Raw genomic sequence first — 26,298 nt, 5'->3', positions numbered from 1 at the left:
CGTGTTCTTAGGCCCCGCGCGGCTCTCGGACCGGGTCGGGGAGGGGTTCAAGTCTTTCGCCGAGGCGGCGGGCCGCTCCGGGCTGGACCGGTGGATTCGCGCACCACCAGGCTGTGCTGCGCGAGGAAAGGGGTGTTGGTCTTGCCGGCGCCTTCGTTGGCGCTCCAGGCGGCGAAGGTGTGCATCGCGCGCAGGGCCATCTGGTCGAACGGCTGGCGGATCGTGGTCAGGGTCGGCCAGATCACGCCGGCGATGGGCGCGTCGTCGAAGCCGACCACCGAGACGTCGTCCGGGATCCGCAGGCCGCGGCGCTGCACTTCCATGCAGGTGGCGGCGGCCATGTCGTCATTGGCGGCGAAGATCGCGGTCGGTGGATTGTCGATGTCCAGCAGCTGGCGGGCCGCGTCGAGACCGGTCTTGAAGGTGAACTCGCCGCCGACGACCAGCTCGGGCGGCGGGCGCGGCAGGCCTCGCGCGGCATAGGCTTCGAAGAAGCCGTTGCGGCGATGGGTGCTGGCGGCGTGGTCCGGGTGGCCGGCGATGTGGCCGATGCGAGTGTGGCCTAGCGAGAACAGGTGCTCGACGACCTCGCGCGCCGCGGCGCGATCGTCCATGCCGATGGCGGGAAACTGCGGATCGGGCGTGGTCGGGGTGATCAGCACGCAGCGCACGTCCAGCTCGCGCATCAGCTCCTTCATAGGGCCGAAGTCGCATTCCGGGGGCAGCAGGATCATCTCGCGGATGCCGCCGTCCCGGACAAAGGCGCGGACGCGGTCGGCCCAGCCGGGGATCGGGCCCTCGGACAGGTCGACCGACAGGTGGCGGCCGGTCTCGACGCACGCCACCAGTAGCGCGTGGTGGACGCGGGTGTGGTAGCCGCCGGACGGGTCGCCCATCAATACGCCGACCGAACCGGACCCCTGCGAGCGCAGGCTGCGGGCCACGGCGCTGGGCTGATAGTCCAGCTCGGTCATGGCCGCACGGACACGGTCGCGCGTCTTGGCGCTGACACTGTCGTGATCGTTGAGAACGCGGGAGACGGTCTTGGGCGAAACGCCCGCCCGTTCGGCCACGTCGGTGATCGTCGTCATGGGTCCCCGTATCCCTAACCGTCAAGCTTGTCGGCGCTACCCCAACAACGAAAGGCGGCGTCCACAAGGCGGCTAACGTCCAAAGCCATAGTCCATGCTGTCCCTGATGTCATGGCGTCAGGACAAAAATGGGTCATAAAGTCGAGGCGGAAGGACATTTGCGGGACATTCCTGGGAGGCTGCTTCGGGCGATTGGGCGTCGCCGCGCGGCGATCCGGGCTCGGTGGCATTGCTATGGTAGCGGTACAGCGCCGTCTTACGACACCGGTGTCTTATTTTAAAAAAGATGATATAAAACAATGATAAGTCGCGCGGGGTCGAAAGTCTTGGCGCGTCAGTCGGCCTTGACTCTTTGGCTTTAAGGGGTGGCCGCGCTTGGCTAAAACCCTTGTCTCGCAAGAATGACAACGTTGACATTCTTGTTGACTTGCTCGGGACATTTGGAGAATGTGACAGCGTTCGAGGAAGGCGCGGGGCCGGACTCGAAAGTCCGGGCGCCGGGGCCGCCGAAGACCTTGTCCGATCGCGAGACATGCGACGGCCGGGTCCGCAAAAGCCTCAAACGTTTCTCGAAAGCCACCGACAAGAGCGGCGGCGCGAGCGGCGGGCGGGCGTCCAACAAGAACGAACTAATTTGGGGAGCGAGGAATTGTCACAGGAAGCAAGGAAAGCCGTGCTCAAGCGCGGCCTGACGCTGGCGCTGGTCGCCGGCGCGTCGCAATTGGCTCTGGCCACCGGGGCTTTCGCCCAGGACGCCGGTCAGACCCAGGTCGAGGAAATCGTCGTCACCGGCGTCCGCGGCTCGCAGCTGAAATCGGTCGACCTCAAGCGCAAGGAAACCTCGATCGTCGACGCCATCTCGGCGGAAGACATCGGCAAGCTGCCCGACGTCACCATCGCCGACTCCCTGCAGCGCATCTCGGGCGTGCAGATCCAGCGTAACGCCGGTGAAGGCGCCACGGTCAACATCCGCGGTCTGGCCCAGGTCATCACCCTGCTGAACGGCGAACAGTATCTCAGCGCCGGCAACATGGGCTCGGCCCAGCCGAACCTGCTGGACGTGCCCTCGCAGCTGATGAACCAGGTGCTGGTCTACAAGTCGACCAACCCGAAGAACGCCTTGTCGGGCGTGTCGGGCACCATCGACCTGCGCACCCGCCGTCCGTTCCAGTTCAGCAACGGCCTGACCATGACCGGCGCGGCCGAAGCCCAGCGCGGCGACCGCACCAAGAAGGACGACTATCTGGTCAACGGCGTCGTCAACTGGCGCAACGACAATGTCGGCCTGATGATCTCGGCCGCCAACAGCAAGTCGAACCTGGGCAACAACTCCTCGGGCGTCGTGGGCCTGTCGGGCAACAACGACTGGGGTGGTTCCGCCGCCAACAACTTCGTCTCGCCGCACGGCTATGAGAGCTTCAACCGCGTCGTCGAGCGCAAACGGCTGGGTGTCAACGCCTCGTTCGAAGCCCACCTTGGCGAGGGCTTCACCCTGATCGCCGAGGGCTTCTACGCCAAGCTCGACGAATACAACCGCGGGGCCGGCATCAACATTTCGAACCGCTGGGACGGCGGCGCCTTCGGCGTCTGGACGAAGCCGACCGCGTTCGAGACGACCGGCGTCAACAGCCCGACGGGCGGCAACGGCCGGCCTTGGATCGCCGTCGACGAGTACGACCTGGACGCCTGGTGGATCAATTCGTTCACCGTCAACCGGGTCACCAAGTCCAAGACCAAGAACTACAACCTCGAACTGAACTACGACAACGGCGGTCCGTTCACCTTCGAGACCCGCGCCATCCGGGCTGACGGCAACCGTCTCAGCATGAACGGCCAGGCCCAGGGTGATCTGTCGAACTGGCGCTATGCCGACGGCCGCTTCAACCTGTTCCGCGACGCCAATGACCGCACCCGCGGCCCGTTCTATCCGAAGGCGATCTGCGACCAGTACCCGGCCACCCAGCGAAGCAACGCCATCTCCGGCAGCGCCGGCGGCTGCTACCTGAACCCGAACCCGCTGGGCTACGGCCAGAACCCGCAGCTGCACTACAACATCAGCGGCGATCACCCGGTGTGGAGCGGCTTCGACACACCGATCTCGGGCGGTCTGGGCGCTGGCAAGACGCTCAAGGACTACATGGCCAACAAGGACAGCTACGCGATCGGCGCGTTCTCGTCCGAGGGCAACAACGAAGTCGACTCGGACATGAACGTGTTCCGCGCCGACGGGCACTACAAGTTCGACGACAAGCTGTTGGGCTTCATCACCAAGGTCGACGCCGGCGTCCGCTTCAGCGACCGCTCGGTCAGCGTCGAGCAGTTCCACCTGTTCTCCAGCTTCTACGGCGGCACGCCGGGCGCGGTGCAGGCCAACGGCACGCCCGTGCCGGCCGGCGGCTGCGAGGCCCAGTGGAAGGCCATCGACGTCGTCATGAACCAGAACCAGTGCCAGGCAGGCGAGTTCGTGGCCGATCCGGTCACGGGCAAGCCGGTGTTCCAAGGCTATACGGTCAACAAGCCGACCAAGCTGTCGACCTACAACAACGTCATCTGGGTCGATGACCTAGGCGGCGTCACCTCGGGCATGCCAGGCTTCTGGACCATCGATCCGCGCGACTTCGACAATGTCGAGGCCTTCCACAAGAAGGTGTTCGGCGGCGCCATCCGCGTGCAGGTGCCGGGCCAGACCTATGACGTGTCCCTGAAGGAAGAGAGCGCCTTCGGCGCCTTCGACTTCGCGATCGGCGCCCTGAGCGGTAACTTCGGCGTGCACGTGATCCAGACCCAACTGGACGTGAAGCAGAACCTGACCGGCGACACCCGCAACTACGGCGACACCAACGCCGACGCCGGCGACCAGGTCACCAAGCGCAAGTACACCGACTGGCTGCCGTCGCTGAACGCGGTCTACGACCTGAACGACCACATCAAGCTGCGCGCGGCCTACGCCAAGACCATGCAGCCGCTGGATCTGGGCAACTACGGCGGCGGTCTGTCGATCTTCACGGCCGACTGCGGCGCCAGCCTGCCGAACGTCCGCTGCGTCACCGGCGCCAGCGCCTCGGGCAACCCGAACCTGGATCCGTGGCGTTCGTCGAACATCGACGGCGCGGTGGAATACTACTTCGGTCGTGCCTCGATGCTGAACATCTCGGCCTTCAAGCTGAAGATCGACAGCTTCGTGACCGGCGGCCAGACGACCGGACAGTTCCCCGACCAGGACGGCGTCATCCGCCGCACGGTCAATGTCAGCCTGCCCATCCAGGGCGATGGCGGCTCGGTGAAGGGTCTGGAAGTCGGCGCCAAGCTGGCCTTCAGCGACATCATCCCGGACATGGGCCTGCTGTCGAACTTTGGCGTCGATACGAACTACACCTACTCGCCCAGCCACGAGAGCCGTCTGGACCTCGCGGGCGACGAGATCCCGTTCTTCGACAACTCCAAGCACCAGTACAACCTGGTCGGCTGGTACCAGGACGACAAGCTGCAGGCCCGTGTCGCCTACAACTACCGCACCGCGCGCCTCTCCGGCACGATGGGCGGCGGCGGCGACCGCGTGATCCCGATCATGCAGAAGGCCACCGGCTATGTGGACGTGAACGTCAGCTACAACGTCCGCGACAACGTCACGGTCTACTTCAACGGGTCCAACGTGACCGGCGAGATCGAGGACTATTACCTCCGCTTCGCCAAGGGGAAGACCCAGTACGCCAACCAGAACGAGTTCGAGCCCCGCTACACGCTGGGTATCCGCGCCCGCTGGTAAAAGATCCCTCTGACCTCCTGCAGCCGCCGCGGACCCCCGCGGCGGCTACTTTTTTGGGAGGCGAGGCCTGTCCGGTCCGGGGCTGAGCCGATAGCCTGGAGATAACCGGGCGATAGAACCGGAGTCGGGAGCAAGCCCATGCAGGACAATCGAATCCGCAAGCTCGTGATCGTCGGCGGCGGCACGGCCGGCTGGATGGCGGCGGCCGCGCTGCGGCGGCACTTCCAGGGCGGCCCGCTCGAGATCACCCTGGTCGAGAGCGCCGAGATCGGCACGATCGGGGTGGGTGAGGCGACCATCCCCACCATCCGCGCCTTCTACAACCAGCTGGGCCTGACCGACATCGAGGTGATGCGGGCCACGGGGGCGACCTGCAAGCTGGGCATCCGCTTCAACGGCTGGGTGCGCGAGGGCCAGTCGTTCATCCATCCGTTCGGCCACTTCGGCCAGGACCTGCGCGGCGTGCCGTTCCACCACTATTGGCGCAAGCTTGCCCAGGCCGGCGAGCCGACCGACATCGCCGACTATTCGCTGGGCGCATCGCTGGCGCAGGCCGGCAAGTTCATGGCCCCCAGCCGCAACCCGGCCTCGACCCTGTCGATCTTCGACTGGGCGCTGCACTTCGACGCCGGCCTGTTCGCCCAACTCATGCGACGGGTGGCCGAGGAGAACGGCGTGCGCCGCGTCGACGCCAAGATCACCAAGGTCAATCTGCGTCCCGAGGACGGCTTCGTCGCCTCGCTGGACCTGCACACCGGCGAGACGGTCGAGGGCGACCTCTTCATCGACTGTTCGGGCTTCCGCGGCCTGCTGATCGAGGAAGCCCTCCAGACCGGCTACGAGCACTGGAACGACGTGCTGTTCTGCGACCGCGCCTGGGCGGCGCAGAGCGAGGGCGTGGGGGACCCCATGCCGTACACGGACGTCACCGCCCACACCGCCGGCTGGCGCTGGCGCATCCCGCTGCAGCACCGCTATGGCAACGGCTACGTCTTCTCCTCGCGCCACATAAGCGACGAGGACGCCCTGGTCGAGCTGAAGGCGGCGATCCCCGATCCGCTGCTGCACGAACCGCGCCTGATCCGCTTCAATCCCGGCCGCCGCAAGCAGGTCTGGAACAAGAACGTCATCGCCCTGGGCCTGGCCTCGGGCTTCCTGGAGCCGCTGGAAAGCACCTCGATCGCCCTGATCGAGACTGGCATCGAGAAGATCAAGGCGCTGTTTCCCGACAAGGACTTCGCCCCCGAGATCGTCGACGAGTTCAACGACTGGTCCAGGCGCGAGATGGAGCGCGTGCGCGACTTCATCATCCTGCACTACTGGGCCAACAAGCGCGGCGACACCGCCTTCTGGCGTGACTGCAACAAGGTCGTTTTGCCCGAGGCGTTGCGGCGCAAGGTCGACCTCTTCCGCTCTCGCGGCCACTTCGTCCGCTATCGCTGGGAGATGTTCGCTCCGCCCAGCTGGATGGCGATCTATGCCGGCTTCGAGCTGTTGCCGGAGACGGTCGATCCGTCGCTGGACGGTATCGACCCCAAGACCCTTAGCGCCCCGCTCGCCGAGATGCGCAAGGCCGTGCGCGAGGTGGTGGCCAACGCCCCACCGCACGAAGCCTTCCTCGACCAGTATTGCCGACCCGCGCCCCCATCTCCGCCGAGCGCGCAAGCGCGCTCGGAAGTAGCGGCTGAGTAGGATCACGCCGATGACCAACACCAACCCTAACGCCATCAAGAAGATCGTCATCGTCGGCGGCGGCTCGGCCGGCTGGATCTCGGCGGCGATGCTGGCCCACTATTTCGAGAAGGGGGCTGCCCAAGAAGCAAGGTGCGAAGTCGAGCTGATCGAGTCCGAGGAGATCGGCACGATCGGCGTCGGCGAGTCGACCATCCCGCCGTTCCTGCAACTGATCGCCAGCCTGGGCATCGACGAGCGCGAATTCATCCAGGCCACCCAGGCCAGCTTCAAGCTGGGCATCCGGTTCGAGGACTGGAAGCGGAAGGGCCAGCACTACTATCACCCGTTCGGCGCCATCGGCGGCCCGATCGGTCCGCACGAGTTCTATCAGTGCTGGCTGCGGGCCAAGGCCAACGGCCATCCCTCGGAACTGCAGGACTTCGCGCCCGGCACGGTGATGGCCGACCAGGGCAAGTTCATGCTGCCCTTCAAGGCCCAACGGTCGCTGATCGCCGGCGCCAGCTACGCCCTGCACATCGACGCGCGCCGGATCGCCAAGGTCCTGCGCGACTTCGCGGAGGCGCGCGGCGTCAAGCGCACCGAAGGTATCGTCACCGACGTGGTCACCCACCCGGATGGCTCGGTGGCCAAGGTCGTCATGAAGAACGGCCAGGAGGTCGAGGGCGACCTCTTCATCGACTGCTCGGGCTTCCGCGCCTTGCTGATCGGCAAGACCCTGGACGTGCCGTTCAACGACTGGTCCGACATGCTGCTGTGCGACCGCGCGGTGGTGGTGCAGACGGAGAACATCGGCGAACCGCCCCCCTACACCCTGTCCAAGGCCGAGGACGCCGGCTGGCGCTGGCGCATCCCGCTGCAGCACCGGGCCGGCAACGGATATGTGTTCAGCTCCAGGCACATCAGCGATGACGAAGCCCGCGCCACCCTGGTGCGCGACGTCCAGGGCCCGATGCTGATGGAACCGATGTTCATCGCCTTCAAGACCGGTATGCGCCAGCGCTTGTGGGAGAAGAACGTGGTGGCCGTGGGCCTGGCCGGCGGCTTCATCGAACCGCTGGAATCGACGGCCCTGCACCTGATCTATCGCGGCATGGACTTCCTGCTGCGGTTCTTCCCCGACCGCGACTTCAGCCCCGCTCTGGCGGCCGAGTACAATCGGCGCATGACCGCCGACTACGAGGAGATCCGCGACTTCATCGTGCTGCACTACTGCACGACCCAGCGCGATGACACGCCGTTCTGGCGCGATGTCCGCCAGGCGCCGGTCCCCGGCAGTCTCAAGACCCGCATGGACTTGTTCAAGGCCCACGGCGTGTTGCGCGAAGGCGTCGACGAGATGTTCCGCAACCCGTCCTGGCAGTCGGTCATGGAGGGCATGGGCGTGCGACCCCAGCGTTATCAGCAACTGGCCGACACCGTACCCTACGAGGTCATTTCGCGGACCCTCGACCAGTCGAAGCCGATGCTGGCCGCCCAGGTCGCGGGCCTGCCCAGCCACGGCGAGTTCCTGGCCGCGAACTGCCCCGCGCCGCCGCCGCAACCGGTGGCCGCACCGTTCAAGACGGTGGCTTAGAAGGCGTTTCGGTCCGCGAGTTCAGTCAACGGCTGACCGTGCGCATGAAGTGCGCACCCAGGTCATTTTACCCGAGCGTACGTTTGAGGTTGTTGAGAAACCCAGCCAAGCGCCAGAAGCTGTTCTCAGATCACCAGACCGTAAAACCTGGAACTGGCCGTGGTAGCCCTCGTGGCTGCGCTTATCAAACCAGTAACCGGAAATTTTCCCTCCACGATTTCGACCAACAAATCGATAGAGAATTATTTCTGATCCTAGTTGATAGCCTGCCTCGAAAGATATCCAGGACCAGAAAGTTGACATTGTTACGGGGGCTGAATTTGAAGATTCAAAGCGATCGGAATCGGTTTCCCAGATGACGTCCCAATTGCCCTCGAAACCAGGGATGCCCGTAGTTGGGATTTTCGCTAGTAAGTGGATCACGCGATAGCTGGTTATACCGGCAAGCAGCGGACCACTAAGGAAGTTTGCGAATAGAGAGGAGCCTACTCCGAGCAAGGCTCCCAGCACCAGCAGCCACATATCTTTCCCGGTCATGCTTGCCTCCCAATACGATCAGACCCGCTTCATCGCGATGATCTTCACCGGCGGGTTCAGGATCTGGCCCTTCATCGACGGCACGTTGGTCGGGCCGTCGGTGCGGCCGGCAAGGATCTTCTTCACGACGTCCATGCCCTGCACGACCTTGCCGAACACGGCGTAGCCCTGGGCGGCGTCGGACTTGCCCGGCTTGGCGTCGAGATAGGGCTGGGGGCTGGCGCAGATGAAGAAGTCGGCGGTGGCCGAGCCGGGCGCGTCGCGGCCCATCGAGATGGCGCCGGCCGTGTGCTTCAGGCCGGTCTTCAGCGTGCTCTCGTGGGCGATCGGCGGGGCGCGGCGGGAATAGGGCTTGGGCTGGCCCTGGATCGAGCCGGCGCCCGGCGCGCCCTTGGCCCGATTGGCGCGAAAGAACTGGCCGCCGTCGAAGCGGTGGCGGTCGACATAGGTCAGAAAGTTGGCGGCCGTGATCGGGGCCTTCTTGTCTTCCAGCTCGACGATGATGGTCCCCTTGTCGGTCTCGATCGCCACGCGCGGCTTGCCGGCGGCGAAGCTCGGCGGGGCGGACAGGATCGCGAGGGCGGCGATCAGGCTGAAGGCGGCCCGGCGGCCGATCGTGGGAAGGGTCATGGCGTTGCGGGCCTCGTCACGCGGGAACGTGGACGATGCTTAGCGCGAGCCGGGCGATGACGTCGACTGTCCTTGCCCGTGAAGGCCGCGGCTCGCCATAGGGACGTTGCGAGCCGCGGTCCCCGTGGTCGAACTGGGTCTTACGCCCAGGTGTCGACCCGCGAGCCCGTTCCCGCCGCCGGCTTCGCCGCGACGGGAGCGGACCGGGCGCCGTCGTCGGCGTCGCCGTCCCGGTCGGGACCACGCTCGGCGGCTTCCGGCTTGCGCATGGCCGTCATCTGAACGGCGGCGGTGGCGCTGGAGATATTCATTCTGAACTCCATCGGTTCTCGCGAGACAAAGCGCCTCGCGAGAACCAAGGACGACAGCGGGCTCCGTCCGCCTCAGCGCCTGGCCTGTGGCGCAATGTCGCGAAAAGTGACCGCTACCAGATTTCCTTGGTCGCAAGAGTCGCGTTCGTCGAGCTAGGGTCCTCTCGCATTTGGGGCGACCGCGGGACACACGCGGCGCGATCGAGGGAAGGGACAAGCGTAATGGGGGCTGACAGCCAAGCCGCGCCCGCGTCGAAGCAGGGCAGGGGACGCGACGTGCTGGTGATCGGGGCGTCGTCGCTCGGCACCGTGTTCGAGTGGTACGATTTCTATCTCTACGGCTCGCTGGCGGTGATCATCACCGGCCACTTCTTCTCGGGCGTCAACGAGACCACCGGCTTCATCCTGGCCCTGCTGGCCTTCGCCGCCGGCTTCGCGATCCGGCCGCTGGGGGCGGTGATCTTCGGACGGCTCGGCGACATCTGGGGCCGCAAGAACACCTTCCTGATCACCATGCTGCTAATGGGCGTCTCGACCTTCGTGGTCGGTCTGCTGCCGTCGTACGAGCAGATCGGCATCGCCGCGCCGATCGCCCTGGTCGTCATGCGCCTGGTCCAGGGCCTGGCCCTGGGCGGCGAGTACGGCGGGGCCGCCACCTATGTGGCCGAGCACGCCCCCGAGGGCCGGCGCGGCTTCTACACCAGCTGGATCCAGACCACGGCGACCGTGGGTCTGTTTCTGTCCCTGCTGGTCATCCTGGTCGTCCGCACCCAGCTGGGCGAGGACGCCTTCAAGGCCTGGGGCTGGCGCGTGCCGTTCCTGGTCTCGCTGCTGCTGCTGGGCGTGTCGCTTTGGATCCGCCTGAAGCTGCACGAGAGCCCGACCTTCCAGCGTATGATCGCCGAGGGGAAGGGGACCAAGAAGCCGCTGGCCGAGGCCTTTGGCCAGTGGAAGAATCTCAAGGTCGTGCTGCTGGCGCTGTTCGGCCTGACCATGGGGCAGGCGGTGGTCTGGTACTGCGGCCAGTTCTACGCCCAGTTCTTCCTGGAAAAGACCCTGAAGGTCGACGGCGCCCTGGCCAACCTGCTGATCGCCAGCGGCCTGCTGATCGGCACGCCGTTCTTCGTGTTCTTCGGCTGGCTATCGGACAAGATCGGCCGCAAGTGGATCATCATCGCCGGCTGCGTGCTTGCGGCGGCTACCTATTTCCCGATCTTCAAGGCGATCACCACCTACGCCAATCCGCTGCTGGCCCAGGCGGAAGCCTCGGCGCCCGTGACGGTCTCGGCCGACCCGGCCACCTGCGCCTTCCAGTTCGATCCCGTCGGCAAGGCCAGGTTCAACACCGCCTGCGACGTGGCCAAGGCCTATCTGGCCAAGGCCGGCGTCACCTATTCGGTGCGTGAGGCCAGCCCGGGCGCGCCGACCACCGTGCAGGTCGGCGGCGTCACCCTGTCGGGCTTCGACGCGAAGGGCGCGACCGGCAAGGCCTTCGCCGCCGCGCGCAAGGCCTGGGAGGCTGATCTCGGCGACCAGCTGAAGGTCGCCGGCTATCCGGCCAAGGCCGACAGCAAGCTGGTCGACAAGCCCAAGGTCATCGGCCTGCTGGCCCTGCTGGTCCTCTACGTGACCATGGTCTACGGCCCGATCGCGGCCATGCTGGTCGAGCTGTTCCCGACGCGGATCCGCTACACGGCCATGTCGCTGCCCTACCACCTGGGCAACGGCTGGTTCGGCGGCTTCCTGCCCACGACCTCGTTCGCGATCGTTGCGGCGACGGGCGATGTCTATTCGGGGCTCTGGTACCCGGTGATCATCGCCTCGGTGACCGCGGTTATCGGTGGTCTGTTCCTGAAGGACACGCGCCACAACGTGATCGACGATTAGGCAGCGGACCCTGGCAACCCGCCGGTCGTGTCGCCGCCGGGTTGCCATCGCGCCCTTAATCCGCTTGGCTGGACGTCGAGGGGAGCGTCGATGGCGCAAGAAGACGATGACCGTCGCGCCTGGTTCAGGCGCGAAATCCTGCCGCTGGAGCCGGACCTGCTGGCCTATGCGCGTCGGTTCTGCCGCGACGGCCAGACCGATCCCGAGGATCTGGTCCACGACACCTTCGCCCGCGCTATCGCCTGCAAGACCTGGCGCGAGATCGGAAATCCGGGCGCTTTCGCCACCCGCATCCTGCGCAACTGCGCGCTTGATGCGCTGCGCCGCCGCAAGGTCCTGACCATCACCGCCGTCGCCGACTTCGACCGCATAGAGCCGATCGACGAAGCGCCCACCGCGCAGATGGTGCTCGAATCACGCGAGGAGCTTCGGCTGTTGGTCGAAGCGATCGCCGAACTTCCGACTCAATGCCGACGCGTCTTCACGTTGAGAAAAGTTTACAGCCTCTCGCCTGACGATATAGCGGTTCGGCTCGGGCTATCCGTCTCTACTGTTGAGAAGCATCTGGTGAAGGGCCTTCGGTACTGTTCCGACAAGCTGGGACGTCGTATCGGACGCAAGAGTAAGGTCGACGAAGGACGCTCATGGAGCGCGAAACGGGATCACGACGCGAAGCGGTGAGGCAGGCGGCCGCCCTCTGGGTGGTCAGGCTTGACGATCCTTCGTGCTCGGCCGCCGATCGCGCCGCCTTCGAGGTGTGGCGCGACGACAGTCACGAGCATGAAGCCGCCTATGAGCGCGAGGCCGCCGCCTGGTCGCGGCTGGAGCGCCTGCGCGCGATGCGTCCGGGCATGGAGCGTCCGGATCGCGACTTGCTGGCCGAGCGCCGCCCGAGCGTGTCGCGCACGCCCTGGGCGCGCGGCATGGCCGCCGCCGCCGCCATCGCCCTGGTCGTGGCCGGCGCGATGACCTTCGACGGCGGCACGGCCTACGCCACCGCCATCGGCGAGCGCCGGGTGGTGGTCCTCAGCGACAACAGCCGCATCGAGCTGAATACCGACAGCAAGGTCATAGTCCGCTACCGCAAGGGCGTGCGGGAGGTGAAGCTGGTTCGTGGCGAGGCCGTGTTCGAGGCCGCCAAGGGCGACGCCCGCCCGTTCGTGATCAAGGCCGCCCACGCGGTCATGCAGGCCGACGGCTCCACCGAGATGGCCGTACGCCTGCGCTCGGACGGCGCGGCCGTGACGGTCAAGCGCGGCGCGGTCGACCTAGACGCCGCCCCGACCGAGCGCAAGGACGATCTGCGCCTGAAGGCCGGCGTCACCGCCATCTATAGCTCGGCCGGCAGCCGCTCCCACGCCGTGTCGGACAGCGAGATCGACCGGGCCCTGGCCTGGCGACAGGGGGCGATCGCCCTGAATGGCCAGTCGCTGGAACAGGCGGTGGCCGAGTTCAACCGCTATAACAAGCAGCAGATACGCATCGCCGATCCTTCGATCTCGGGTCTGCGCCTGGCCGGCTATTTCCAGACCACCGAGCCCAACAGCTTCGTCAGCGCGGTGACCAGCGCCTTCCCAGTGCGCGCCGGCGCGGGCGCCGATGGCGCTATTCGCCTGTCGCGTCGCGCGGTCGCCGAAAAGGCGGGCTGAGAAAAAGTGGGCTGAAAAAGTTTCCGGCCGAGTGGCGGAAACGGGGAGCCCTCGCGTCGGTCAGGTTGAAGGCGTCTTCCCATGGGGATGGATGACGCCCCCGAGGGGTTACCAAGAAAAATGTCGATCGACACTCGCCGCCGCACGGTCCGCGGCTTCCTGATGGCGTCCGCCGCCGTTGTCGTCCTGGCCGGTCCGGCCCTGGCGCAAGAGGCCCGGCACAGCTTCAACATTCCAGCTGGCGATGCGGTCAACGCGCTGCAGGCCTTCGCCAAGCAATCGGGCAAGCAGGTGCTGTTCCCGTTCGAGGCGGCTTCGGGCAAGACCACGCCGGCGGTGACCGGCGACGTCGCCGACGCCGACGCCCTGGCGCGCCTGACCAAGGCCGCCGGCCTGGTCGTCGCCTCCGACGACGGCAAGACCATCACGCTGCGCCAGGCCTCGGCCGTCTCCCCCCAGTCTCCTGGCGCGGGGGCCGGCGCGACGAGTGAAGAGGCCCAGACGGTCGAAGCGATCGTGGTCGTCGGCTCGCAGATCGAAGGCGCCCGCACCAACGCGGCTCTGCCGGTGACGGTGGTCGGCGAGAACGAGATCATCGCCACGGGCGCGGTTTCGGGGGACGAGCTGTTCCGCGCCATCCCGCAGGCCGGCGACGTGACGTTCCAGGAAGCCCGCACCACGGGCAACCTGAACGACGCGCGCGGCGACGTCTCCTCGCTGAACCTGCGCAGCCTCGGCACCGGCAATACTCTGGCCCTGCTGAACGGCCGCCGCGCCGTGCTGGCGCCGGGCAGCCAGACCGAGAACCTGGTGCCGGTCCAGACCGTCAACACCAACTCGTTCCCGGTCGCGGGCGTCAAGCGCGTGGAGGTCCTGCGCGACGGCGCCGCCGCCATCTATGGCACCGACGCCGTGGCCGGCGTGGTCAATACGGTGCTCGACACCAAGTTCCGCGGCCTGAAGATGGAAGCCCAGTACGGCGGCTCGGAAGGCACCAGCTACCGCGAAGGCTCGTTCAACGTGAAGGCCGGCACGCGCCTGGAAGACGGCACACGCCTGACCTTCTTCGGCAACTACACGGGCCGCAGCCGCCTGAACGCCAGCGAGCGCGACTATTCCGCCAGCGAAGACCACCGCGCGCAGGTCGCCGACACGCCGTGGGCGGACAACACCACCTTCGACAGCCGCTCGACCTCCAGCCCGTGGGGATCGTTCACCCTGATCCCGGCGACCACGGCGGTGCGCCAGGGGACGAGCGCCCTGACGACCTCGGGCGTGTTCCACATCGAGCCCGTCAGCAACACGGCGGCCGGCTGCTCCAGCACCGTGCTGACCGGCGGCATCTGCATCAAGTCCGGCACCATCACGGGCGCGACCGACCGCGTGCTGCGCTATGACGAAAACCCCGACCGCACCCTCAAGGGCGGCGTCGAGCGCACCAACCTGTTCTCGACCGTCGAGCACGATTTCGGCGATATCACGGCCTATGGCGAGGCGGGCTATTACCACGCCCTGTTCACCGGCAGCCGCGAGCAGTCGGCGCCGCTGAGCACAGCCCCGATCACCATCGCGGCAAACGCCTACTGGAACCCCTTCGGTCCCGTGGGCAGCGTCAACCGCCTGGCCAACCTGACCGGCGTGCCGACCGGCGGCGCGGCGATGAACATCCTGACCTATCGCGTGGTCGACACCGGGCCGCGCACCTACACGGTGACGGACGACAGCTACCGCCTGCTGGGCGGGCTGAAGGGTTCGTGGAACGGCTGGAAGTGGGATTCGGCGGCGCTGTATTCCAAGGCTCGCACCAAGGACATGACGCACAACGCGATCAGCAACACGCTGTTCCAGCAGGCGCTGAACCGCACCGACGCGTCGGCCTACAACCCGTTCAACGGCGGCAACCTCGACAACTATTCGCTGGGCGACACCTCGCCCAACAGCCGCGACACGATCAACTCGTTCCTGATCAACGTCTATCGCATCAGCGAGACCTCGCTGGCCCTGGCCGACTTCAAGGTCTCCAGGAAGGACCTGTTCCGGCTGCCCGGCGGCGACGTCGGCTTCGCGGCCGGTGTCGAGTGGCGCCGGGAGACCTATGACGACGACCGTGACGACCGCCTGGACGGCAAGATCAAGTACACCAACAGCGTCACCGGCGTGACCTACAACACCGACGTCCTGGGCGCTTCGGGCTCGCCGGACGTGCACGGCAGCCGTTCGGTCAAGTCGGCCTTCTTCGAACTGGCCGTGCCGGTCATCTCGCCCGAGATGAACATCCCGTTCGTCGAGGAGATCAGCCTGCAGATCGCCGCGCGCGGCGAGGACTACTCGGATTTCGGCAGCGTCTATAAGCCCAAGGGCGCGATCTACTGGAAGGTCGGCTACGGCCTGGCCTTCCGAGGTTCGGTCTCGCAGAGCTTCCGCGCTCCGAACCTGCCGCAGTTCTACAGCGACGGCGCGACGGTCTCGAACAACCGCATCGACTATGGCGCCTGCCGCATCAACGGCACGACCTGCGCGACCGCCAGCACGATCGAGTCGCGCAGCGGCAACAAGAACCTGAAGCCGGAAGAGGCCGACAACGCCACGGTCGGCTTCGTCTATCAGCCGACCTTCATTCCGGCCCAGTATGGCAAGCTGACCCTGACGACCGACTTCTGGTCGATCCGCGAGAAGGGCGTCATCGGCGTCGTGGGCGGCTACAACGCCATCGCCTACGACTACTATTTGCGCCTGCACGGCTCCTCGAACCCGAACGTCGTCCGCGATGCTCCGGTGGGCGCGGCCACGGTCGGCAACATCGCCTACATCAACGACACCTATCAGAACCTGCAGCCGCGCATGGTCCAGGGCGCCGACTTCAGCGTCGCCTACGACCTTGACGACACCCCCTGGGGCGACTTCGGCTTGTCGGTCAATGTGGCCAAGCTGTTGAAGTACGACCAGGCGGCCAGCCCGCTGGAGTCGCTGCTGCAGAGCGCCGTCGCCGCTGGCGAACTGCCGGGCCTGACGATCTCGTCGGCCGGTAACCAGATCAAGATGGACGGCTTCCCCGAGTTCCGCGGCGCCGCCAGCTTCACCTGGCGCTACAAGGGCTGGGGCGCCGGCGCGTTCGTGCAGTATGTCGGCGAAGCCTACGACACCGGCCCGGCGCAGGTGAACGGCGAGTACTTCCCGATCAAGGACTGGACCACGCTCAGCCTGTACGGTCAGTACGCCTTCAAGGACGGCATGTTCGGCGGTTCGACGGTCCGTATCGGCGCGCGCAATGTGTTCGACAAGGATCCGCCGATCTCGGCGTCCAACTTCGGCTACTCGGGCGCCCTGCACAACTCCACGGGCCGCTACTGGTACATGAACCTATCCAAGAAGTTCTAATCCCGTCCGCTCTCCCCGGCGAAAGCCGGGGTCCAGATCGTAGGGCTTGGCCGCACCACGTCTTACTCGAGCACAGCCTTATGATCTGGGTCCCGGCTTTCGCCGGGAAGAGCGGCCTTATGAATACGAGGCCGCTGTGAAGTTCATTCGTCTCGTCTCGGTCAGCCTGGCCGCTATTTCCCTCGCCTTCACGCCGATCGCTTCGAGCGGGGCCCTGGCCCAGAAGAAGCAGCTGCTGGAATATCCCAGCATCCACTCGCCGGTCGTGGGCGAGAAGGGGATGGTAGTCAGCCAGAACGCCCTCGCCACCAAGGTCGGCGTGGAGATCCTGCGGCAGGGCGGCAACGCCGTGGACGCCGCGGTCGCCACCGCCTTCGCCCTGGCCGTGACCCTTCCGCGCGCCGGCAATATCGGCGGCGACGGCTTCATGATGGTCTACATGGCCAAGAGCCATGAAACGGTCTTCATCGACTATCGGGGCATCGCCCCCAAGGCCGCCAAGCTCGAGACCTTCGTCGACGAGAACGGCAAGGAGATGGACGACGTCTCTTCGCGCGGCTACCGCGCCCCGACCGTGCCGGGCACGGTGGCGGGTCTCTATCTGGCCCACCAGAAGTACGGCAGGCTGCCGTGGAAGCAGGTCGTCGAGCCGGCCTTCAAGCTGGCCAGCGACGGGGTGGCCCTGTCGCCCGACGAGGCCTTCGTGTTCAGCTGGGGCAAGGAGCGCCTGTCCGAGAGCGCGGCCGGCAAGGCGGCGTTCTACAAGGCCGGCGGCGAGCTCTATCGCGCCGGCGAGATCCTGAAGCAGCCGGACCTGGCCTGGTCGCTGCGCCAGATCGCAGACAAGGGCGCGGACGCCTTCTACAAGGGCGAGATCGCCCAGCGCTTCGCCGCCGACATGAAGGCCCATGGCGGCCTGATCACCGCCGAGGACCTGGCGTCCTACAAGGCCGTGGTCCGCCAGCCGCTGGAGGGGACCTATCGCGGCCTGACGGTCAAGACCTCGCCGCCCGCCAGCGCCGGCGGCGCGACCTTGCTGGAAATGCTGAACATCCTGGAGCAGTTCGATCTTAAGGCTTCCGGCCCCGGCTCGGCCAAGTCGCTGCACCTGATGGCCGAGGCCATGAAGCTGGGCTACGCCGACCGCTCGCGGTTCCTGGGCGACACCGACTTCGTCAAGGTCCCGCTCGCCGGGTTCACGTCCAAAGCTTACGGTATTGAGCGCGCCAAGCTGATCGACCCGGACCGGGCCAAGAGCGCCAAGGAGATGGGCGCTGGCGATCCCTGGGCGTTCGAGAGCCACAACACCACCCACTTCTCGGTGGCCGACGCGGACGGCAACGCCGTCTCCAACACCTTCACCCTGGGCGCGGACTTCGGCTCGGGCGTGATGGTCGCTGGCGCGGGTTTCGTGCTGAACAACCAGATGAACAATTACTCGCACGCCGCGGCGTGGCGGGCTCGGAAGAGCGGACGTCCCTTGCCGCCCAACGCCCTGCAGCCGGGCAAGCGTGTGCTGTCGACCATGATGCCGACCATGATCTTCAAGGACGGCAAGCCGTGGCTGATCACCGGCACGCCCGGCGGCAGCACGATCATCGACACGGTGCTGCAGGTCATCGTCAATGTCGTCGACTTCAAGCTGAACGTGGCCGAGGCCACCCACCAGCCGCGCATCTTCCAAGACGCCAGCGACAACCTGCGCGTCGAGCCGAACTTCAATCCCGACACGGTGGCCGCCCTCAAGGCCATGGGCCACCCCCTATCCTCGGACGAGACCATGGGCTCCGCCCAGTCGATCATGATCGACAAGGGTCTCTTCCTGGGCGGCGCGGATCCGCGTCGTCCGGGAGCCGAGGCGATCGCCCCCTAGAGGTCAGCTCCCCCCACCTGAGAGACCTCTTGGGACGCGATCCATCGGCGCCGGGACTGCCCTCCCGGCGCCGATTTTGGTTTGTGGAGACGAGATGCTCCCCCGCGATGCGGGGGAGCATCTATCAGCGCTTACTTACCCGCCGACACCGCCGGCCCGTACAGCAGGCCGTTGAACAGGAACTTGAACGTCCCGTACGACTGCGCCCGCTGGGTGATTTCCGGACCGAAGGCGAAGACCTTGCCCTTGCCGATGTCGATGTCGAGCATGGCGGTCGAGCCCTTCAGCTTCTCCTGGCCGACGGCCCAGCCGCTGCGGAGCGGCTTGTCGGCGTCGAACCAGGCCACGCGCGACACGCCCTTTACGTCGGGCTTCACGGTGAAGGCCGGGCTGCGGTCGAAGAACACGTCGACCTGGTCCGAAGCCCCATAGGCCAGCGGCTGCTTCGGATCGACCTTGGCGCGCAGCACCGAGCCCGGGATGTAGAGCTCGCGGTTGGTCAGCGCCTTCAGCTGGCCGTTCTCCATCTTGGCGGTGGCGACCTCGACCGGCGCGCCCAGGGCCGTGGCCAGACGCGTCGAGGCGCCGATGGCCACCACCGTGCCGCCGCCCTTCACGAAGTCGGCGATCTTGGGCAGGGTCTTCTCGTCGGTCACCCGGCCCAGCCACGGACGATATTCCGCCGGGATGTCCTCTGGCTTGGGCTGGGTGGAGGGGCGGCCCGTCTTGAACGGGCCGTCGGCGGGGGCGGGCACCGTGCCGTCGGCGAACACAAGCACGTCGTAGTCCTTGGCGATGTCGCCAGCGTCCAGGCGCTGGGGATAGACGACCTGGAAGGGGGCCTCGAACTTCTCGAACATCCAGCGGTTCCAGCCCGAGGGCATCGAGCCGCCATAGACGTCGACCAGACCAATTCGGATCGGCTTCAGGGCGATGGTCGCGCCCGACGGCTTGCCGCCGACGGCGTAGGCGTCGATCCCCAGGTCCGTGACGCCCTGGTCGATCACCGCCTTGGCGGCGGGCGAGGCCGGAACCCAGATCGCGCCGGGGCCGAAACTGGTCTTGCCGGCCTTGGCGCCGTCCTTGACCCAATAGACCTTGGCGCCGGCCTTCAGCAGGCGGTTGGTCAGGGTGAAGCTGGCGTTGGTCTCGTGGCTGACCAGCCAGCCCGCGCCGCCCGAACCCTTCACCGCGCCCGGCGTCACCGAGATCAGGTCCGGCACGCGCGTCGTGGGCGCCTCGAAGCCGTCCAGGATGCGGTCGAACTTGATGCCCATCTGATAGGCCAGGGTGTAGCCGGTGACGTCGTACGGCGCCTTGGGCGGGCCGCCCGGATATTCCAGGTCGTGCGGGTGATCCTGCGGCTCGAACATGTCCATGATGTGCGGGCGATAGGCCTGGGCCGCGCGCACGACATAGGAGCCGGCCGGATAGGTCTTGCCGGCGATCGTGAAGGGCTTGGTGGCCTTGTCCACGTCGACGCCGGTCTTGATCAGGGCGTTCAGGAAGGCGACGACCGTGGGCATGTCGGCCTGGTCGGACGGGATGACATAGCCGCGGGCGTCACGCTCGGCCGGCGTCTGCAGCACGGTCTTGTAGAGCGTCGGATCCACCGCCGCGCCGTAGGGGCCGGGCTTGCCCTTGCCGGCGGCCTGCAACGCCTCGACGCGGGTCGGGGTGATCGTCCAGCTGTCCTTGTTACCGCGCTTGATGCTGTTGTCGCCCATCTTCCAGATGTTGAAGAGCAGGCGTTCCTTGTTACGGGCGGCGTAGTCGATGACAGCCCTGTTCATGGTCCACTGGTAGTCCAGCGAGTCCTGCAGGCGCCATTCGCGCGGCGCGATCGGAGCCGGGCGATCGTTGCCCGGCAGTTGCAGTTCCGGCACGAGGTTGACGGTCGTCGGGGTGGGGCCACCGATGATCTCGGTCAGCAGGCCGATCGAATTGTGGAAATAGGCGACCGACCGCTCCATGCCGTTGTGCCAGGTGGAGTAGGGGGCGGCGCTGCGCGCGCCCGAGCCGGGCTTGTCCTCGGCCACCAGGCGGCTGTGCATGGCCATGCCGACCTCTTGCAGCTCGGTCATGACCAGCGGGTCGTAGTTGAAGTTGAACGGGTCGCGGAACGGCGGCACGAACACCACCATGCCGTTCGGGCCGGTCTGGTGCTGGTTGTAGATGATCTGCGGGTACCACTCGCGGAACAGCTGCTTGTTGACGTTGGTCGTCTCGGCCATGGCCGACATGAAGCTGTCGCGGTTGTTATCGTGGCCGACGTACTTCTGATAGAGGCGCGGCAGCGAGCCGAACTCGCGCTTCTTCGGATCCTGGTTACGCATGTACCAGTCCGAAACCATCTCCATCCCGTCCGGATTGTCCTGGCCGAACAGGATGACCGTGTCGTCCAGCAGGCGCAGCGTTTCGGGATCGGTCTGGGTCAGCATCCGGTACAGCACCTGGATCTGTCCCTGCGAGGTGATCGTCTCGCTGGCGTGCAGGCCCGCGTCGATCCAGACGATCGCCTTGCCCTCGGCGGCTAGCTTGCGGGCCTCGTCTTCCTTGACGCCCTCGGCCTTGGCCAGCTTGCGGGCGATCTCCTTGTAGTGGTCCAGCTTGGCCAGGTTGGCCGGCGAGGAGACAATCGCCACCCACATGGTGCGGCCTTCTTCGGTCTTGCCGATGTCGACCAGCTTCATGCGGTCCGACTGGCCGGCCAGGGTCTTCAGATAGGCCTCATAGGCGGTGTAGTCGGCCAGGAAGTAGTCGCTGCCGACCGGTTGTGCGAAGGCCTTTTCCGGCGGGGTGATGTCGGCGGCGATCGCGCCGCCGAGCCCCGTGAAAGCCAGCACCACGCCGAGGGCCGCCCCGGCCATTGCTCCGCTTCGCGTCATTTCCAACCCCGTTGCCCTCGGCGGACGCAACGGTGCGTCGGCCCTTCTTTAGACTGACGTAAGTGGAGAGCGTTTCCGCACCCGCGGCAACGGCCGGCCCAGCCCATTTTTTCGAGGCCATAAAAGGAAAGGGGCCGCCCTCGCGGACGACCCCTTCCATCTCATCGGACCATACTCACGCGGTCCGTACGCGAGATCAGGTAACGACTAGTACTTCAGGCGCATACCGACGCGGAAGTAACGGCCCACGATGCCCGACTGCGAGTAGGTTGGGTTCCAGTTCACGCCGGCGTAGTTGGCCGGGTTGAACATCGGGCCGGTGTCGAACAGGTTCATGACGTCGGCATAGACCGTCGCCTTTTCGGTGACGTCGTAGGCGCCCGTCAGGTCGACGGTCGTGAACGACTTCACGCGGCAGTTGAAGTTGGAGTCGCCGTAGAGGCATGCGCTGTCGTAGCTGTCGTCCTCTTCGCGCATGCCCGAGACGTAGCTCATGGTGCCCGTCACGTGGATTGGGCCGCGCTCGAAGGTGTTCATCCACGACAGACGGTTCTTCGGCGTCCCCGCGCCCGACGACAGCACGTACGGGGCTTCCTTGCCCACGTAGTTATAGGTCGTGCCGCCTTGCGTGTACTTGTAGTCGAAGATGGTCGTGGCATCGAGGTTGCTCGTCCACTTCACGTCGGCCGGCAGGTAGAACGTGGCCTGGACGTTGAGGTCCAGACCGCTGGTCACCAGCGAGTCGGCGTTGATGTAGGGCGAGGCCACCGAGAGCACGCGCGCCAGGGCGGTCGGGTGTTCCGGGTCGATCGCGTCGGCGACGACGGTGTAGCCGGCCGGGATGGCTTGGCCCGAGTAGTAGGCGGCCAGGGCCGTGCCCGCGCTGGCTTGCGCGATCACGTCGTTCTTCTTGATGTGGTAGTAGTCCAGCGAGACGCTGAAGCTACGCGTGGGAGCCCACACGGCGCCGAGCGTGTAGCTGGTCGACTTCTCCGGCTTCAGGTCCGGATTGGCTGTGGTGATCGACGAGAGCGAGTAGGCCTTGGTGTACTCGTTGTTGCCGTGGGAGTCGCGGAACGCGGCATACTGGTCGGCCTTGAACGAGAACGTCGTGAAGCCCTGGCTGGCCGAGTTGCCGGCTTCCGAGAACGACGGCGCGCGGAAGCCCTTCGAGATCGTGCCGCGCAGGGCGACCGTCTTGATGGGCGTGAACTTGACGCCGATCTTCGGCGAGAAGTTGCCGCCGAAGTCCGAGTAGTGGTCGTAGCGACCCGACAGGTTCACTTCGATCTGGGTGGTGACCGGCAGGCCGACTTCGGCGAAGGCCGAGGCGACGGTGCGGTTGCCTTCGGTGCGGGCATTGCCCAGACCTTGCGCGTCGTTGACCGGGTTCAGGGCCGGGTCATTGGTGGCTTCATAGCGGAACTCGCCGCCGATCCCCAGCTGGGCGTCGCCGCCCGGCAGGCTGAACAGGGCGTGCGAGGCCTGGAAGTTCACCGAGTCCATATCGGTGGTCGAGGTCTTGGCCAGGACCGGGGACAGGGCGTCACGGACGGCCTGGCTGTTCTTCGACGGGTCGACGAAGTTGTAGGCGCCCGTCTGTATGTCGCTCATCAGCTGCTTGTAGCTGAGGAAGCCGGTCTGGGCGCTTTCCAGGGTGTCGTGCGCGATGACGACATTAGCCTGGTAGTTCCAGTCCTTGATGTCGCCCTTCACGCCGCCGACCACACGGAACATGCGGTTGGTGTAGCGGGCCGTGGCCGGCAGGTCGCTGAAGCGGTACTTGATCAGCGCGTAGTCGCCGGTCGAGGCGAACGGGTTGTTCGGGTTCAGCTGGCGATCGACGGCGGTGGCGCAGCTGACGCCAGCCGAGCAGATGTAGACCGGCAGAACCAGGTTAGACAGGTTGTTCGGCGTGCTCGACGAGACGCTGACCGGGGTGCCGTTCACCGAGGTCTTCGATTGGATGAAGCTGCCCGACATATAGGCTTCGAAGTTGTCGTTCGGCTTGATCGTGAAGCGACCATAGGCGCCGACGCGCGACTGCTTGGGCTGGATGTCGCCGAAGTTGGCGATGTTCTGGGCGCAGTACGTGCCCATCAGGACGCCGTCTTCGTCAGTTTGCGACGTCAGCGGGGCGTCGGCGGCGCAGGTGCGCAGCGGCTGCCAGACGTTGGTCGGGTCGTCGATGGCGACGCCCGTGGCCAGGTTGCCCGGCGTGCCCAGGGTGGCGCGCTTGATGTTGCCGTAGAAGGTGCTACCGCCGGTCTGCGGGTTGTTGTTCGCGCCGCCCGGGATCGAGCTGAGGTCGTTGGTATTGTACGGGAAGCCGCGCTGGTTGCCGCGGATGCGCTTGTCCAGTTGGTACTCGACGTCGAAATAGACGTTGTACTTGTCGGTATCCAGGTCGCCGTAGCCGATGTCGCCGTTGAAGCGATACTGGTCACCGCCGCCGTGCTGAGACGTGCCGAACGAGGTGTCGGCGCTCATGCCCTGGTAGTTCGACTTCATGATGATGTTGACGACGCCGCCGATGGCGTCGGCGCCGTACAGCGACGAGGCGCCGTCCTTCAGCGTCTCGATGCGCTCGACCGCGTTGAACGGGATCGAGTTCAGGTCGACGAACGCCTTCTGGCCGTCGTCGGCCAGCGGATAGTTCGCATTACGCAGGCCGTCGATCATGACCAGGGTCGAGTTGACCGACAGGCCACGCAGCGACACGCCGGTCGAGCCGGCGGCGAAGCCGTTGCCGAAGGCGGCCGGGATCGAGCCGGAGTTGTCGGCCGACAGGCTGCGGATGGCGTCCGACACCGTCGTGATGCCCTGGGCCTTCAGCTGTTCGGTCGTCTGGACCGTGACCGGCGAGGGGGTGGCGGTGTCGGTGCGGCGCAGCAGCGAACCGGTGACGACGACGGCCTCGACCGAGTTGTCCTCGGGAGCCGGCTGAGCGGCGGGGGCGGTCTGGGCGTTCGCGGCGAAGCCGGCCAGCGTGGCCACGCCAACGATCATGGAGGTCGCGAGCAAACGGCCCCGGGTAATCTGATACTTCATGACTTTATCCTTCCGGGCCGCCCTCGCCAGCGCGAGCGCCGACGTCCTTACAGCCCGATGCAAGATGTGTTTCCCGTCGCGATCCGGCGGTTGTCGGCGCCTTAGGCGCTTCCGAACCAAGTGGTCAATCGTGAGGCAATTCGTGTAATCGAATTGTCGTGAAGCTGTATCTTTAAGGCCACGACTTTGGCCAATTGGGGCGGGAATGAGACGAGGCCATATCGTCGGCGAAACATTACGGAAATTTATAGATCAGCTCGGGGAACAAGGTGGAAATCTCATCGTTCGCGGAACGATGAACTCTATGTAGCGTTTTTAGTGTAGGTAATAATCAAGGCGTTCGTTGAATATCGATATTCAGCCTCGTGCGTTGTCGCGCGAGGCTGCGCGCGCGCTTGTGTCCGCGAGATCGTCGGGTTCGGGGCTGAATGCGAAGGCGGGGTAGGCGCTAGAGCACTTTCGATCCCATTGGATCGGTGAAATGCTCTAGCCTCTTGTTTTGACGCATTTTCTGACGACGAACCGGTGCCCACTTCGTCGGAAAATGCTCTAGAAGCGACCGCGCGAGACTTCCGAGGCGGCCAGCAGGAATGCCCCAGCGCCATAGAGTTGGGTGTCGCCCGCCTCGACATGATCGGGCGCGTAGCCCACCTGCTGCACCCAGCCGAGCTTGCCGTCCGGCTGTACGGCCTTGGCCAGAGCGCTCCAGCCCAGGCGCGCGGCGGTTTCGTATTTCCGGTCTTTCAGCAGGCCGTTGTTCACGCCCCAGGCCAGGCCGTAGACGAAGAAACCGGTTCCGCTGCTCTCCGGCGGGCTATACTCGGGCTCCAGCAGCGACACCGACCAGTAGCCATCGGGCTTCTGCAGATCAGCCAACCTGGCCGACATCCGCTTGAACAGCGCCACGTAGCGCGGGCGCGACGGGTGGTCGGCCGGCAGGGTCTTGAGGATGTTGACGACGCCCGCATAGGCCCAGCCGTTGCCGCGGCTCCAGAAGATCTTGCGCCCCTGGTCGTCCTTGCGATGGAAGTATCGGCTGTCGCGGAAATAGAGACCTTCCTGCTTGTCCAGCAGCCAGTCGGTGGCCGCCCAGAATTCCTTGTCGCCATAGGCGGCGTAGCGGAGATCCCTTGTCGCGGCCGACAGGGCGGTCCAGGTCGGCGGGGCCATGAACAGGGCGTCGCTCCAGCACCATCGGGCCTGGCAGGGCTGGTCTTCCGTGCCTTCGATGAAGGTCAGCTCCGCCTTGGGCGGATCGGCCAGGATGGCGTCGAAGCGGGCCTTCACGGGCGCGATCTGAACGGGATCATGGTCGCGGCTGTACGCCCAGATCCAGGTCTGGGCGATGACGTGGTCGTCGGCGTGCAGGGCGCGCGGTCCCAGGCCCCACGCCTCCTGCGCGCCGTGGGTCCGCACGGCCTGGGCGTAGCCCTGGTCGCCGGTCCGTTCGGCGAAGGCGGTCAGGCCGGCATAGAAGGCGCCCTGGATCCAGCCGCGCGGATTCTGGGTCTTGGCGTGCTGGGTCTTCACATAGGCGAACTGGCCGTCCATGTGGCGCAACTGCCAGTCGGCGACGGCGCGGCCCAGGGTCAGGGCGGAGGCGGAGAGATCGGCGGAAGCCGTGGCGGGCTCGATCGGCTTCGGCGATTGCGCGGCGACGGGAAGGGCGTTCAGGGCCAGGCAGGCCAAGGCCGTCGCGAACCGTGCGCGCATCGCGATCTCCCCGTCGGCCCGTCTCTGTTGGACGCTGCGTCGCGGCGCTTAGCGGCTCCGCTGACAGTTGTTTTTACCCGAGGCCATAGCTTTCAGGCAACCGCGCTCGCCCGATGGCGCCCTGGTCATGCCAGTTCCTTGTCTGGTCGCCCAATCTGGGTTTAGTTGAGCCTGACACCGGTTTCCTCTGCTTCGCAAATGGAGCGGCGCCGGCGCGGGCTCGCGGCCTCGACGTGGCGGGCGACACCACGAGGAG

15 protein-coding genes are annotated in these 26,298 nt (G+C 66.0%); 8 read left to right on the top strand and 7 right to left on the bottom strand.

The genetic code is table 11. From position 1 onward, the window contains the following. Positions 1-47: 47 nt before the first annotated feature. The gene (locus tag ACW175_RS18870; RefSeq protein WP_492101525.1) at positions 48-1,091 is read right to left on the bottom strand and encodes a LacI family DNA-binding transcriptional regulator; all 1,044 of its coding nucleotides are present in this window, start codon (positions 1,089-1,091) and stop codon (positions 48-50) included. Positions 1,092-1,740: 649 nt separating this feature from the next. Between ACW175_RS18870 and ACW175_RS18865 the strand changes: the two genes are divergently transcribed. The 3 genes from ACW175_RS18865 (at position 1,741) to ACW175_RS18855 (ending at position 8,125) form a co-directional block, all read left to right on the top strand. Then, positions 1,741-4,857, top strand: a complete 3,117-nt coding sequence (locus ACW175_RS18865) for a TonB-dependent receptor (protein ID WP_492101524.1) — start codon at positions 1,741-1,743, stop codon at positions 4,855-4,857. Positions 4,858-4,995: 138 nt separating this feature from the next. After that, on the top strand, positions 4,996-6,549 hold the full coding sequence (locus tag ACW175_RS18860; protein ID WP_492101523.1) for a tryptophan halogenase family protein: 1,554 nt from the start codon (positions 4,996-4,998) through the stop codon (positions 6,547-6,549). A gap of 10 nt (positions 6,550-6,559) precedes the next feature. Next, positions 6,560-8,125 (top strand): tryptophan halogenase family protein, encoded by a 1,566-nt coding sequence (locus tag ACW175_RS18855; protein ID WP_492101522.1) that lies wholly within the window; start codon positions 6,560-6,562, stop codon positions 8,123-8,125. Between the two features lie 21 nt (positions 8,126-8,146). On the opposite strand, the gene ACW175_RS18850 is transcribed toward ACW175_RS18855, so the two are convergent. The 3 genes from ACW175_RS18850 to ACW175_RS18840 form a co-directional block, all read right to left on the bottom strand. After that, a complete protein-coding gene (locus tag ACW175_RS18850; RefSeq protein ID WP_492101521.1) occupies positions 8,147-8,662 on the bottom strand; it encodes a hypothetical protein in 516 nt (171 codons plus the stop codon). Positions 8,663-8,680: 18 nt separating this feature from the next. Beyond that, positions 8,681-9,292, bottom strand: coding sequence for a peptidylprolyl isomerase (locus tag ACW175_RS18845; protein WP_492101520.1), 612 nt, complete (start codon positions 9,290-9,292; stop codon positions 8,681-8,683). Between the two features lie 140 nt (positions 9,293-9,432). Then, positions 9,433-9,603, bottom strand: coding sequence for a hypothetical protein (locus tag ACW175_RS18840; RefSeq protein WP_492101519.1), 171 nt, complete (start codon positions 9,601-9,603; stop codon positions 9,433-9,435). Between the two features lie 222 nt (positions 9,604-9,825). Here ACW175_RS18840 and ACW175_RS18835 point away from each other — a divergent pair, with 222 nt between their 5' ends. The 5 genes from ACW175_RS18835 (at position 9,826) to ggt (ending at position 18,390) form a co-directional block, all read left to right on the top strand. Next, a complete protein-coding gene (locus ACW175_RS18835; RefSeq protein WP_492101518.1) occupies positions 9,826-11,490 on the top strand; it encodes an MFS transporter in 1,665 nt (554 codons plus the stop codon). A 90-nt stretch (positions 11,491-11,580) separates the two neighbouring features. After that, positions 11,581-12,171: an RNA polymerase sigma factor gene (locus ACW175_RS18830; RefSeq protein WP_492101517.1), complete on the top strand. Its 591-nt coding sequence runs from the start codon at positions 11,581-11,583 to the stop codon at positions 12,169-12,171. Further along, a complete protein-coding gene (locus ACW175_RS18825; protein WP_492101516.1) occupies positions 12,135-13,139 on the top strand; it encodes a FecR family protein in 1,005 nt (334 codons plus the stop codon). Before ACW175_RS18830 ends, ACW175_RS18825 begins: the two co-directional genes overlap by 37 nt. Positions 13,140-13,259: 120 nt before the next feature. Beyond that, complete coding sequence (locus tag ACW175_RS18820) at positions 13,260-16,517, top strand: TonB-dependent receptor (RefSeq protein ID WP_492101515.1); 3,258 nt, start codon at positions 13,260-13,262, stop codon at positions 16,515-16,517. A gap of 46 nt (positions 16,518-16,563) precedes the next feature. Then, positions 16,564-18,390, top strand: a complete 1,827-nt coding sequence (gene ggt, locus ACW175_RS18815) for a gamma-glutamyltransferase (RefSeq protein ID WP_492101514.1) — start codon at positions 16,564-16,566, stop codon at positions 18,388-18,390. Positions 18,391-18,521: 131 nt separating this feature from the next. On the opposite strand, the gene ACW175_RS18810 is transcribed toward ggt, so the two are convergent. From ACW175_RS18810 to ACW175_RS18800, 3 genes are all read right to left on the bottom strand, one after another. Beyond that, positions 18,522-21,278 carry a M14 family metallopeptidase gene (locus ACW175_RS18810; protein ID WP_492101513.1) on the bottom strand — a complete coding sequence of 919 codons (2,757 nt, stop codon included), beginning with the start codon at positions 21,276-21,278 and terminating at the stop codon, positions 18,522-18,524. A gap of 207 nt (positions 21,279-21,485) precedes the next feature. Further along, on the bottom strand, positions 21,486-24,329 hold the full coding sequence (locus ACW175_RS18805; RefSeq protein WP_492101512.1) for a TonB-dependent receptor: 2,844 nt from the start codon (positions 24,327-24,329) through the stop codon (positions 21,486-21,488). A 549-nt stretch (positions 24,330-24,878) separates the two neighbouring features. Continuing rightward, entirely contained in the window at positions 24,879-26,042 is a 1,164-nt protein-coding gene (locus ACW175_RS18800) for a glycoside hydrolase family 88/105 protein (protein ID WP_492101511.1), read from the bottom strand. Positions 26,043-26,298: the final 256 nt, after the last annotated feature.

It is taken from the genome of Caulobacter sp. FV1ye6ST (assembly GCF_058681225.1).
This window is presented reverse-complemented; position numbering and strand designations above follow the sequence as displayed.

What these genes read in the sequence shown, in the direction of transcription:
- ACW175_RS18870 (WP_492101525.1), bottom strand. Translation starts at nt 1,091, where the DNA reads ATGACGACGATCACCGACGTGGCCGAACGGGCGGGCGTTTCGCCCAAG.
- ACW175_RS18860 (WP_492101523.1), top strand. Translation starts at nt 4,996, where the DNA reads ATGCAGGACAATCGAATCCGCAAGCTCGTGATCGTCGGCGGCGGCACG.
- ACW175_RS18855 (WP_492101522.1), top strand. Translation starts at nt 6,560, where the DNA reads ATGACCAACACCAACCCTAACGCCATCAAGAAGATCGTCATCGTCGGC.
- ACW175_RS18850 (WP_492101521.1), bottom strand. Translation starts at nt 8,662, where the DNA reads ATGACCGGGAAAGATATGTGGCTGCTGGTGCTGGGAGCCTTGCTCGGA.
- ACW175_RS18845 (WP_492101520.1), bottom strand. Translation starts at nt 9,292, where the DNA reads ATGACCCTTCCCACGATCGGCCGCCGGGCCGCCTTCAGCCTGATCGCC.
- ACW175_RS18840 (WP_492101519.1), bottom strand. Translation starts at nt 9,603, where the DNA reads ATGAATATCTCCAGCGCCACCGCCGCCGTTCAGATGACGGCCATGCGC.
- ACW175_RS18835 (WP_492101518.1), top strand. Translation starts at nt 9,826, where the DNA reads ATGGGGGCTGACAGCCAAGCCGCGCCCGCGTCGAAGCAGGGCAGGGGA.
- ACW175_RS18830 (WP_492101517.1), top strand. Translation starts at nt 11,581, where the DNA reads ATGGCGCAAGAAGACGATGACCGTCGCGCCTGGTTCAGGCGCGAAATC.
- ACW175_RS18825 (WP_492101516.1), top strand. Translation starts at nt 12,135, where the DNA reads ATGGAGCGCGAAACGGGATCACGACGCGAAGCGGTGAGGCAGGCGGCC.
- ACW175_RS18820 (WP_492101515.1), top strand. Translation starts at nt 13,260, where the DNA reads ATGTCGATCGACACTCGCCGCCGCACGGTCCGCGGCTTCCTGATGGCG.
- ACW175_RS18810 (WP_492101513.1), bottom strand. Translation starts at nt 21,278, where the DNA reads ATGACGCGAAGCGGAGCAATGGCCGGGGCGGCCCTCGGCGTGGTGCTG.
- ACW175_RS18805 (WP_492101512.1), bottom strand. Translation starts at nt 24,329, where the DNA reads ATGAAGTATCAGATTACCCGGGGCCGTTTGCTCGCGACCTCCATGATC.
- ACW175_RS18800 (WP_492101511.1), bottom strand. Translation starts at nt 26,042, where the DNA reads ATGCGCGCACGGTTCGCGACGGCCTTGGCCTGCCTGGCCCTGAACGCC.